7 protein-coding genes are annotated in these 12137 nt (G+C 60.9%); 6 read left to right on the top strand and 1 reads right to left on the bottom strand.

Going from position 1 to position 12137, the window contains the following annotated elements; all coding sequences use genetic code 11:
* The first annotated feature begins 43 nt into the window (after positions 1-43).
* Positions 44-1672 carry an NAD+ synthase gene (locus tag BUC36_RS17535; protein ID WP_073277624.1) on the top strand — a complete coding sequence of 543 codons (1629 nt, stop codon included), beginning with the start codon at positions 44-46 and terminating at the stop codon, positions 1670-1672.
* Between the two features lie 227 nt (positions 1673-1899).
* On the opposite strand, the gene BUC36_RS17540 is transcribed toward BUC36_RS17535, so the two are convergent.
* Positions 1900-2850, bottom strand: a complete 951-nt coding sequence (locus BUC36_RS17540) for an outer membrane protein assembly factor BamD (RefSeq protein ID WP_073277626.1) — start codon at positions 2848-2850, stop codon at positions 1900-1902.
* Between the two features lie 117 nt (positions 2851-2967).
* Between BUC36_RS17540 and rluD the strand changes: the two genes are divergently transcribed.
* The 5 genes from rluD to BUC36_RS17565 all read left to right on the top strand — a co-directional run bounded on the left by rluD (position 2968) and on the right by BUC36_RS17565 (position 11981).
* Positions 2968-3915: a 23S rRNA pseudouridine(1911/1915/1917) synthase RluD gene (rluD, locus tag BUC36_RS17545; RefSeq protein ID WP_073277628.1), complete on the top strand. Its 948-nt coding sequence runs from the start codon at positions 2968-2970 to the stop codon at positions 3913-3915.
* A gap of 63 nt (positions 3916-3978) precedes the next feature.
* Complete coding sequence (gene pgeF, locus BUC36_RS17550) at positions 3979-4743, top strand: peptidoglycan editing factor PgeF (RefSeq protein ID WP_073277630.1); 765 nt, start codon at positions 3979-3981, stop codon at positions 4741-4743.
* Between the two features lie 155 nt (positions 4744-4898).
* A complete protein-coding gene (gene clpB / locus BUC36_RS17555) occupies positions 4899-7502 on the top strand; it encodes an ATP-dependent chaperone ClpB (protein WP_073277632.1) in 2604 nt (867 codons plus the stop codon).
* 257 nt (positions 7503-7759) lie between these two features.
* A complete protein-coding gene (locus tag BUC36_RS17560) occupies positions 7760-8899 on the top strand; it encodes an efflux RND transporter periplasmic adaptor subunit (protein ID WP_234995052.1) in 1140 nt (379 codons plus the stop codon).
* Positions 8900-8915: 16 nt separating this feature from the next.
* A complete protein-coding gene (locus BUC36_RS17565) occupies positions 8916-11981 on the top strand; it encodes an efflux RND transporter permease subunit (protein ID WP_073277634.1) in 3066 nt (1021 codons plus the stop codon).
* Positions 11982-12137 lie beyond the last annotated feature (156 nt).

A 12137-nucleotide genomic window follows, 5' to 3' on the forward strand; every position in this document is an offset into this window, starting at 1 on the left:
GGGTCACTGTACAATAGCGGCCTCTCTGGTCCGAGGTACAAAGATGTCTACTTTGCAGCTAGTGCTGGCACAAATCAATTCCCTGGTAGGGGATATTCCCGGCAATACCGCCCAGGTCATCGATGTGGCCCGCAAGGCGCATAGCGAGCTGGGCGCCGAGCTGGTGCTCTTTCCCGAGTTGACCCTGAGCGGCTATCCGCCGGAGGACCTGTTACTGCGCCCGAGTATGCAGCGACGCATCGATGCCGCGCTGGCACAGTTGATGGCAGCGGAACTGCCCTGCGCCGTCTTGATCGGCTATCCGCGGGTGGTGGCCGGCAAAGTGTTCAATATGGCCGGCCTGATTGCCGATGGCAAACTGGCAGCGGAGTACGCCAAACAAAAGCTGCCCAATTACTCGGTCTTTGACGAGATGCGCTATTTCGTGTCGGGCGAGCAGGCCTGCGTCGTGGACATCAAGGGCATACCCACCGCCATCACCATCTGCGAGGATATCTGGCATCCGGAGCCGGTCGCACAGGCAGCGGCCGCCGGCGCCAAGTTGATGCTGAACATCAACGCCTCGCCATTCCACCGCGGCAAGGCACAGGAGCGCCTCGAGCTGCTCGCTAACCAGGCGCGGGCAGGCGGTATGCCGATCGCGTACGTGAACTGGTTCGGTGGCCAGGATGAACTGGTATTTGATGGAGGTTCCTTCGCCGTCGATGCCCAGGGCAAGCTCTGCGCCCGCGCGCCCGAGTTCGCCGAGCATCTGCTGCCGGTAACGGTGCGCCATGACGGTGGCGAAGTGACGTTGCAGTCGGGGGCGATGACCCCGGCGCTGGAGGACCTCGCCTCTGTGTACCGCGCCCTGGTGCTGGGCGTGCGCGACTATGTGAACAAGAACGGTTTCAATGGCGTAGTGCTCGGCCTGTCAGGCGGTATCGATTCCGCCCTGACCCTGGCCATTGCGGTCGACGCCCTCGGCAAGGAGCGGGTCGAAGCGGTGATGATGCCGTTCCGCTACACGTCCGACCTCAGCAAGAACGATGCCGCCGACCAGGCGCAGCGCCTGGGCATCCACTACCGGGTGATTAGCATCGAGCCGATATTCGATGCCTTTATGGCGGCGCTGGCGGAAGAGTTTGCCGGCAGCGAGCGGGATACCACGGAGGAGAACCTGCAGGCGCGCTCGCGCGGCGTGCTGCTGATGGCCATTTCCAACAAGAAGGGCGCCATGGTGCTGACGACGGGTAACAAGAGTGAGCTGGCCGTGGGCTATGCCACCCTCTACGGCGACATGGTGGGCGGCTACAACGCGTTGAAAGATGTGCCCAAGGTGCTGGTGTTCGAGCTGGCCCGCTACCGCAACTCGCTGTCTGAAGTTATCCCGGAGACGGTCATCACCCGCCCACCCAGTGCCGAGTTGGCACCGGATCAGGTGGATTCCGACAGCCTGCCGCCGTACGAGATCCTGGATCAGATACTGAATCTGTATGTCGACAAGGACTACAGCGCCGCGGATATAGTTGCGCGCGGCTTTGAGCAGGAGACCGTGGAGCGGGTAGTGCGGCTGGTGGACCGCAACGAATACAAGCGCCGCCAGGCGGCGGTCGGCGTGCGCATTTCCGAGCGGGGCTTTGGGCGCGATCGGCGCTATCCGGTCACCAATGGCTGGAAAGCGGGCGAGTAGGCGCCACCGATCGGACAAGCAATAAAAAACGGCGCCCGCGGGCGCCGTTTCAGACTGTTGATAAACCCCGCATTCCGTTCTGAGCTGGTGCAGTGGCGGCCAAGCACTAGGACGAGCATTTCGAAACACTCGTCCTAGCACTTCGCCTTAAATTTTCACAGCATTACTTTGTCAGCAAACGAAAACGGCGCCCGCGGGCGCCGTTTTCGTTTGCAGCTGTTGCTGGCTTAGATCAGTTCCGGCGGCAGCGGCGCCTCGTCGCGGTTGTATTCCGCGTTGTACAGCTCGCGACTGTCGAAACCGCGAGGGTCCGACTTCTCGAACAGGCCGAGGGTGACCCGGTGGATAAAGCTGCGACCGCTGGCGCCCTTGTAGTAGTTGTAATTGAAGCTGCCGTCCGCGCGGAAGGCCGGGTGATTCGGATAGTTGGCGCGCAATACGGTCAGTGCATTGCCTTCCAGTTCCGGCATCTCCAGCAGGTGATATCCCTGTACCATCGCTGCCAGTGCATCGGGTACCGCCGGGGTCTGCTGGAAGTTTTCCACTACATAGCGGCCGCGGTTGGCGGCGGCCAGGTAGGCGCCGCGCTTGAAGTAGTAGTTGGCGACGTGGATCTCGTAGCGCGCCAGCAGGTTGCGCAGGTGGATCATGCGCTTCTGCGCGTCCGGCGCGTAGCGACTCTCCGGGTAGCGAGCCATCAGCTGAGCGAAGTAGGCAAAGGACTCGCGTGCGGAGCCGGGGTCGCGACTGGTCATGTCGGTGGGCAGGAAGCGCTCAAACAGGCCCGCACCCTCGGTGAAGGACGCCAACCCCTTCATGTAGTAGGCGTAGTCGACGTTGCGGTGCTGCGGGTGCAGGCGAATAAAGCGGTCCGCAGCGGCGATGGCCGCGTCGTTCTCATAGTTGCGGTAGTAGGCGTAAATCAGCTCCAGCTGGGCCTGCTCGGCGTAGTTGCCAAACGGGAAGTTGTCCTCCAGGGCCCGCAGGTTCTTGATGGCCAGGTCCCACTGACTGGAGCGCAGCTGGCGCTGTGCCGCTTCATAGAAAGCCTGTTCGGTGCGGTTGCCGGTGGGCAGCCCCTCTTCGGATTCATCTGTGCTGGCGCAGGCGACCAGAATCGCTGCAAAAAAGGCCAACCACAGTGTCTTCCAGGCCTGCATAGCGCCTCGCTCTATCATTATTACTCTCTACCTTATTGCTCTCTGCCTGATTAAACTGGCCGCCATTACAGGTAACGGGCGGGCCGGACATTTAACCACAGTCGCGGTGCTGCCCAAAGCGTTTGAAACTGATTAATGATTGACCAACTCGAGCTCGATATTCAAGTCCCTGCCCATCTGGCCGGTCACAGGTTGGACCAGGCTGCAGCGGAATTAATTCCCGATTACTCCCGCGCGCGGCTGCAATCCTGGATAAAAGGCGGCCAATTGACCGTTAATGGCGCCCAGGCCAAGCCCAAGGACAAGCTGTTCGGCGGCGAGCAGCTGCGCCTGCGCGCCGAACTGGAGCCCCAGGGGGAATGGCTCGCCCAGCCCCTGGATCTGGATATCGTCTACGAGGACGAAACTCTACTGGTGCTCAACAAGCCCGCAGGCCTGGTGGTGCACCCGGCGGCGGGCAACCCGGACAACACCCTGCTGAACGGCCTGCTGCACCACTGCCCGGATCTGGAAAAGATCCCGCGCGCCGGCATAGTGCACCGGCTGGACAAGGACACCAGCGGCCTGATGGTGGTGGCCAAGACGCTGCCGGCCCAGACCAGCCTGGTGGATCAGCTCAAGGAGCGCAGTGTCAGCCGCCAGTACGACGCCCTGGTGCAGGGGACGATCACCGCCGGTGGCACTGTCGACGCCGCCATCGGGCGCCACCGGCAGAACCGCCTGAAGATGGCGGTGCTGGACTTCGGCGGTAAGGAAGCGATCACTCACTACCGGGTGCAGGAGCGCTTTCCCGCCCACACGTTGCTGCGCTGCAAATTGGAAACCGGTCGTACCCACCAGATTCGGGTACATATGGCGCATATCCGCCATCCCCTGGTCGGTGACCCCCTGTACGGCGGTCGCCCGAAGTTGCCCCGGGATGCGTCGGCGGCACTTATCGGTGCGCTGCAACAGTTTCCGCGCCAGGCGTTACATGCAGCCGAGCTGGCGTTGATACACCCGCAGAGCGGAGAGGAAATGCACTGGTGCGCGCCGATGCCGGCGGATATGCTGCAGCTGCTCGCACAGCTGCGTGCGGATTAACGGCGGTTATCTGGCGACCGCCCGGTGCGAGAACTGACGAAACCGGCTTAAGGCAAAGAACCGATGTCCACTGACCACTACCTGTTCCCCAGCTGGCCTGCGCCCGCCAATGTGCGCGCCGCCACTAGCCTGCGTGCCGGTGGGCATAGCGAGGGGGCTTACGCGTCCTTCAATCTGGGGAACCATGTCGGCGACGACGAGCAGGCCGTGCTGGCCAATCGCCGGCAATTGCGGCAGGAACTGGAACTCCCGGCAGAGCCGGAGTGGCTGGAGCAGATTCACAGCGACAAGGTCATCGAAGCGCGGGCCGACGGCCTGGTGCGCACCGCCGATGCGAGCTTCGCTTCCGGGCCCGGCGCCGTGTGTGCGGTGCTAACGGCCGATTGCCTGCCGGTATTGTTCTGCGACCGGGCGGGTACCAGGGTAGCGGCGGCGCACGCCGGCTGGCGCGGTCTCGCCGGCGGCATCCTGCGCAGCACTGTTGAGGCACTCGACTGCGAACCGCGGGAACTGTTGGTCTGGCTCGGCCCGGCAATAGGTCCGCGCGCCTTCGAGACCGGAGTCGATGTACTTGAAGTCTTTTTCGAAAATGCGCTGAATGGCGAGCATATGGAGGAGATCGCACACTGCTTCCGCCCCCACACGGAAAAGCCGCTGCATTTTCTCGCCGATATGTATGCGTTGGCGCGTGCGGAACTGCGCCAGCTCGGTATCGACGCCATCTACGGTGGCGACCACTGTACCGTTTCCGAAACGGATAAATTTTTTTCCTACCGTCGCGACAAGACCACCGGTCGCATGGCGTCCCTGATCTGGCTCAACGCATAGCGCAATACGAAAAAATAGCGCCAGTTGATCTGGATCATTGAAAACCGGCCTCCCGCCCTTATTTTATTTCGCAACACTACACTGAATGTGTGGCGCCAAATCGGCGCCACTGTCTTGTCGCTTCAATAGTTTTGCGAGGAGGAGAGGTTTCGTCCATGCGTATAGATAAAATGACAAACCCGCTGCAGGCCGCGATTGCTGACGCGCAATCCCTGGCCGTTGGGCGCGACCACAATCAGATTTATCCCGAACACCTGTTGCTGGCACTGCTCAACCAGAACAATGGCAGTGTGCCGGCCTTTCTGTCCCAGGCGGGTTTCAACCTCAATGGGCTGCGCAACGATCTGGCCAAACGACTCGACAACCTGCCGACCATCAGCTCGCCGACCGGCGATGTCGGCATGTCCCAGGAGTTGGCGCGCCTGTTCAATCTCGCCGATAAAAAAGCGCAGCAGAACGGCGACAGTTTTATTTCCAGCGAGACAGTGCTGCTGGCTGCTTTTGATTCTGCCGCTGGGGAAATCGCCAAAATCCTGAATGCCAATGGCGACCTCAAGCACCTGCAGGAGGCCATCAGGAAAGTCCGCGGAGAGGAGAAAGTCGACGATCCCAATGCGGAGGAGGCGCGACAGGCCCTGGATAAGTACACGCTCGACCTGACCGAGCGTGCAGTCGCCGGCAAGCTGGATCCGGTGATCGGTCGCGACGACGAAATCCGCCGCACTATTCAGGTGCTGCAGCGGCGCACCAAGAACAACCCGGTGCTGATCGGCGAGCCCGGCGTGGGTAAAACGGCGATCGTCGAAGGATTGGCACAGCGCATCGTCAACGGAGAAGTGCCGGAGGGCCTGAAAGACAAGCGGCTGCTGTCGCTGGATCTCGGCGCCCTGCTCGCCGGTGCCAAGTTCCGCGGCGAGTTCGAGGAGCGGTTAAAGGCGGTATTGAATGAACTCTCCAAGCAGGAAGGCCGTATCATCCTGTTTATCGACGAATTGCACACCATGGTCGGTGCCGGTAAGGCCGAGGGGGCAATGGATGCCGGCAATATGCTCAAGCCGGCGCTGGCGCGCGGTGAGTTGCACTGCGTGGGCGCGACCACGCTCGACGAATATCGCAAATACATCGAAAAGGATGCCGCACTGGAGCGCCGCTTCCAGAAAGTGTTGGTGGACGAGCCCACCGAGGAGGACACCATTGCGATACTGCGCGGCCTCAAGGAGCGCTACGAAGTCCACCACGGCGTGGACATTACTGACTCCGCAATCATCGCCGCGACAAAACTGTCGCAGCGCTATATCACCGACCGCCAGTTGCCCGACAAGGCCATCGACCTGATCGATGAGGCGGCGAGCCGCATCCGTATGGAGATCGACTCCAAGCCCGAAGCGATGGACAAGCTGGATCGCCGCCTGATCCAGTTGAAGATAGAGCGCGAGGCATTAAAGAAAGACAAGGACGACGAGGCGGCCAAGAAACGCCTCACCAAGCTCGAAGAAGAAATCCACCAGCTGGAAAGAGAGTACTCGGACCTCGAGGAAGTCTGGAAAGCGGAAAAGGCCCAGCTCGCCGGCAGCCACGATATCAAGGAGAAACTGGAGCAAGCCAAGCTGGATATGGAAGCCGCGCGCCGCGCCGGCGACCTGACGCGCATGTCGGAACTGCAGTACGGTGTCATCCCGCAGCTGGAACAGCAGTTGAAATCCGCCGCCAGTGCCGAGACATCTGAGGAACCGCGCCTGCTGCGCAACCGCGTCACCGATGAAGAGGTGGCGGAAGTGGTATCGCGCTGGACCGGTATCCCGGTATCGAAAATGCTGGAGGGCGAGCGGGAAAAACTGCTGCGCATGGAGAAGGAACTGCACAAGCGCGTTATCGGGCAGGGCGAGGCGGTCGAGGCGGTGGCAAACGCCGTGCGCCGCTCGCGAGCCGGCCTCGCGGATCCAAATCGCCCCAACGGTTCCTTCCTGTTCCTCGGCCCGACCGGCGTGGGCAAGACCGAGCTGTGCAAGGCGCTGGCGCAGTTCCTGTTCGACACCGAGGATGCGATGGTGCGCATCGATATGTCGGAATTTATGGAGAAGCACTCGGTCGCGCGTCTTATCGGTGCGCCGCCCGGCTATGTCGGCTACGAGGAGGGCGGTTATCTCACCGAGGCCGTGCGCCGCAAGCCCTATTCGGTGGTGTTACTGGACGAAGTGGAAAAGGCGCATCCCGATGTCTTCAATATCCTGCTGCAGGTGCTGGACGACGGGCGCCTGACCGACGGCCAGGGCCGCACCGTGGATTTCCGCAATACGGTGGTGGTGATGACCTCCAACCTGGGTTCCGACCTGATCCAGAAGCACGCCAGCGACCGCGATGCGGACGAGCTCGACGCGGAAATTCACTACCGGCAGATGAAGAATGCGGTGATGGAAGTGGTCGGTCAGCATTTCCGCCCGGAGTTTATCAACCGCATCGACGAGGTGGTGGTCTTCCACCCGCTGAACAAGGCGGAGGTGCGCTCCATCGCGGAAATCCAGCTGGAACAGCTGCGCAAGCGGCTGGCCGAGCGCGACCTGAAACTGGAAGTGGCCGAGCCGCTGCTCGACAAGCTCGCCGACGTGGGCTTCGACCCGGTATACGGTGCCCGCCCGCTGAAGCGCGCGATCCAGATGTGGCTGGAAAATCCACTGGCGCAGGATGTGCTGGCGGGCAAGTTTGCTCCCGGTGACACCATCCACGCCGAACTCGAAGGCGACAAAGCCGTATTCCGCTGATTTCTCGTTCAGGCATGGGGTGCCCGCTGTCACGGGCACCCCACAGCATTGCAGACGATCCCGTCGACATTCTTAATCGTATGTTTTTTATCAGCAGGTAATCCGCGCCAGCCTGCGTGCAACGGGGCGGCAGGGCCCGCGCGTGCCTGCGCTTTTCTACGTAAACTGAACTGTATCGTTCGGCAAAAGTCCCGGTGCTCATCCAGGGAAGGGGTGGGCGGCAGGAAGTTGAAGCTGTCACTGAATGGATTGGCTCTGTGTCTGACTCGGGCGGAATTCTGAACAAGCGCATGCTGTTAATGCTGATCGGCTGCCTGCTGCTGTTCGGCGGTATTTTCGCGTTCAAGATGTTCGGTCGTCACATGATGAACAAGGCATTCGACACCATGCCGCTGCCAGCGGCGACGGTGACTTCCGCGACCGCGGCGCAACAGGTCTGGCAGGAAAACCTGGCTGCAGTGGGCACCCTGCGCGCGGTCAACGGCGTTGACGTGACCACCGAGGCCCAGGGTGTGGTCAGCGCCATTCATTTCAAATCCGGTCAAACCGTGGAGAAAGGCAGGCTGTTGGTCGAGCTGGCGGCGGAGCCGGAAAAGGCTCAGTTGCAGGTGCTGGAGGCGGAACTCATGTTGGCGCGGCGCAATCACGAGCGTGTCAGAGCCCTGCATAAGAGGGGCGTTACCACCGAGGCGGATCTGGACAGTACCCGCAGTGCACTGGATCAGGTTCTGGCCAATCTCGAGGTGCAGCGCGCCACCATCGACAAGCGCCGCATCACAGCGCCATTCAGCGGCGTGCTGGGCATTCGCCGCGTCGACCTGGGGCAGAATGTGAACCCCGGTGAAACGGTGGTATCCCTGCAGCAGCTGCACCCTATCTTTGTCGATTTCTCACTGCCGGAAAGACATTTCGCCAGCGTCACCCTCGATCTGCCGGTGACCCTGAGGACAGACGCCTTTCCCGGCAAGGTTTATCGCGGAAGTATCACCGCGATAGATCCGCAGGTGGATAGCGCCAGTCGCAATTTCCTCGTACAGGCGACACTGGACAATGCCGACAGGGAGCTGCGCCCGGGTATGTTTGCCGATGTGGCGGTGCAGGTAGAGGCGCGCCGCCGGGTGCTGGTCGTTCCGCGCACGGCGCTGGTCTTCTCACCCTACGGCAATGCCGTATTCGTCCTGGAAAAAAGTGCACAGGGCGACAGCTACCTGGCCAGTAAGCGCTTCGTCAAAACCGGCGAGGAGCGGGGCGACCTGGTGGAGATACTGCAGGGTGTGCGCGCGGGTGAGGTCGTGGCCAGCAGTGGCCTGCTCAAACTGCGCAATGAAGGGGCGGTGATCATCAATAACGAAAACAAGCCGCCCGCCACTGCAGATCCGTCCCCGGAAAACAGCTAGCGGTGGGTGGGCGGCCGTGAATTTCACTGAGATCTTTATTCGCAGGCCGGTACTGGCGAGTGTGGTCAGCCTGTTCATATTCCTGCTCGGTTTGCGCGCGGCGGCAGAGCTGAATGTGCGCCAGTACCCGGAGCTGGAAAATGCGGTGATCACGGTCACCACGATTTATGTCGGCGCCGACTCCGACCTGGTGCAGGGCTTTATCACCACGCCGCTGGAGCAGGAAATCGCCACGGCCGATGGCATCGACTACATGGTGTCCACCAGTGTGCAGGGGGTCTCCACCATTCAGGCCTATGTGAGTTTCGATTTCGATCCCAATGAAGTGCTCACTCAGGTGGTGGCCAAGGTCAACCGACTGCGCAGTGAACTGCCGGAAGAGTCGGAAGATTCCAGTGTGGACATGGCGGTGGGACAGACTACCGCCGCTATGTACCTGTCTTTCTCGTCGGAAATTCTCGACAACAACCAAATCACCGATTACCTGACGCGGGTGGTACAGCCAAAATTGTCGACCATTCCCGGTGTGCAGCGCGCGCGACTGCTGGGCAATCGAACCTTTGCCATGCGTATCTGGCTGCGGCCGGCGGAAATGGCTGCACAGGAGGTGACGCCGGCCGATGTGAGCGACGCCCTGCGTGACAACAATGTACTGTCCGCGGTTGGTTCCACCAAGGGCTCTCGGGTGGCGATGGATATTCGGGCCAATACCGATATCGCTTCGGCGGAGGCATTTCGCCGCCTGGTGGTGCGTGCCGATGGCGACCGCCTGGTGCGCCTCGGCGACGTTGCGGATGTCGAGCTGGGCTCGGAATCCTACGATACCTCGGTCACCTTCAACGGCCGTTCGGCCACTTTTATCGCCATTGAGGTGGCGCCCGATGCCAACTCGCTGGATGTGATCAAGGTTGTGCGGGCGAAGCTGGAACAGGAAATCTTCCCGCAATTGCCGCGAGGCATGATCGGCGAGATCCCCTATGACAGCACCGAATATATTCAGGATTCCATCGATGAAGTGGTAAAAACTATCATCGAGGCGGTGCTGATCGTCATCCTGGTGATTTACCTGTTTCTCGGTTCGCTGCGCAGCGTGTTGATCCCGGCCATCGCGGTGCCCCTGTCCCTGGTGGGGGCTCTGTTCCTGATGCTGTTGATGGGGTTTTCCATCAACCTGTTGACGCTGCTCAGCATGGTGCTGGCAATCGGCATAGTCGTGGACGATGCAATCATCGTGCTGGAGAACGTCCATCGGCACATCGAGGAGGGCATGGCGCCGAAAGAGGCCGCTATTGTCGGCGCGCGCGAACTCGCCTGGCCCGTCGTGGCCATGACCACCACATTGATTGCGGTGTATTTGCCGATCGGCTTTCTGGGCGGCCTTACCGGTACCCTGTTTGTAGAGTTTGCCTTCTCTCTGGCCGGGGCGGTGTTGTTGTCGGGCGTCGTGGCCCTGACCCTGTCGCCGATGATGGCATCGAAGATACTTCGGCCGCATAACGGCGGCGGGGGCACCAGGCTCGAAAACTGGCTCGAGCGTCAGTTCGAGCGGCTGCGGAAAGGGTATCGGCGCAGGTTGCACCACGCCCTGGATGATCGCCTGGTAATACTCATTTTCGGCCTGATTGTCCTCGCCAGCTGCTACTTCCTGTTCGTGACATCGCCGCGCGAGCTGGAGCCGAAAGAAGACCGCGGTTTTATCCTGACGATTTCCTCTGCCGACGCCTATGCGACCCTCGATTACCTGGAGCAGTTCACCGTGCAGCTGAACGATATCGCCGAGCGTCACCGCGAGGTGGAGAATATCTTCCTGCTCAATGGTGTAGGCGGTGCCGGCAATGCCACTAACAGCGCGGTTGCCGGCTTTGTGCTGGACTCCTGGAACGAGCGCGACAAGGACACCGCGCAGATGCAGGCGATCATCAGTGAAGAGGTCGCGCAGATCGCCGGACTAAAGGTTGCCGTAGTCGTGCCGCCGAGCCTGCCCACTGCCGGCGGCCGCCTGCCGGTCGAGTTCGTTATCGGTGCCACCGAGCCGATGGAAAACCTCGCCAGTGTTTCCGATGAAATCATGGAGCGCGCGCTGGCCAGCCGGAAATTTATTTTTGTCGACGCCGATCTGAAGATCGATAGACCCAAGGTCGAAATAGAGATCGACCGCGACAAGGCTGCGGCCATGGGGGTGACCATGGAGGACGTCGGCCGCGAGCTGGGCTCCATGTTGTCCGGCGCCTACACGAATCGCTTTTCACTGGATAACCGCAGCTACAAGGTGATTCCCCAGGTGCAGCGCATCGACCGCCTCACCGCCAATCAGCTGAAGCAATACTATATCCGCGCCGTAAATGGGGACCTGGTGCCGGTGGCCACCCTGGTCAACCTGCGCGAAACGGTAGAGCCGCAGCAGTTAAAGCGGTTTCAGCAGCTGAACGCGGTCACCATCTCCGGTGTGCCGCGCCCGGGAGTCACGCTGGGCGAGGCGCTCGATGTGCTCGAGTCGGCGGCCCAGGAAATTTTGCCGCGGGGCTACTCCGTCGACTACGCGGGCCAGTCACGTCAGTACAAATCCGAGGGCTCGCAGCTGGTGGTCACTTTCTTCTTTGCCCTGATCGTGATCTACCTGGTGCTGGCGGCTCAGTTCGAGTCCTGGCGCGATCCGTTGATCATGCTGGTCACCGTGCCGATGAGTGTGTGCGGTGCGATGATCTTTGTCAGTCTGGGGTTCACCACCTTGAATATCTACACCCAGGTCGGACTGGTGACACTGATCGGCGTGATTTCCAAGCACGGCATCCTGATCGTGGAGTTTGCCAACAAATTGCAGCAAGGCGGGCTGGACAAGCGCGCGGCGATTGAGGAGGCGGCGTCCATCCGCTTGCGTCCGGTGCTGATGACCACTGCTTCGCTGGTACTGGCAATGGTGCCATTACTGATCGCCGCCGGTCCCGGTGGCGGTGCGCGTTACGCGATGGGACTGGTAGTGGCCACGGGCATGACCATCGGCACGCTGTTCACGCTGTTCGTGGTGCCGGCGATGTATCTGTATCTCGGCCGCGATTATCGCAAATCAGAACAACCCACGTAGGGTGTGCCGCGCGCACCGTGCAGAAAGTTTCGAACTTCAGCGGCCTACGGTCCGCAGACTCGGTAATCGAATCCAAGTTAAATCAAATAATTTTTAATAAGGCTCCTGGCAAATAAAAGTCGGCGCGAAATTCTTTTGTGTATCAATGTATCTGTT

Source organism: Microbulbifer donghaiensis (genome assembly GCF_900129095.1).
Classification (GTDB): Bacteria; Pseudomonadota; Gammaproteobacteria; order Pseudomonadales; family Cellvibrionaceae; genus Microbulbifer; species Microbulbifer donghaiensis.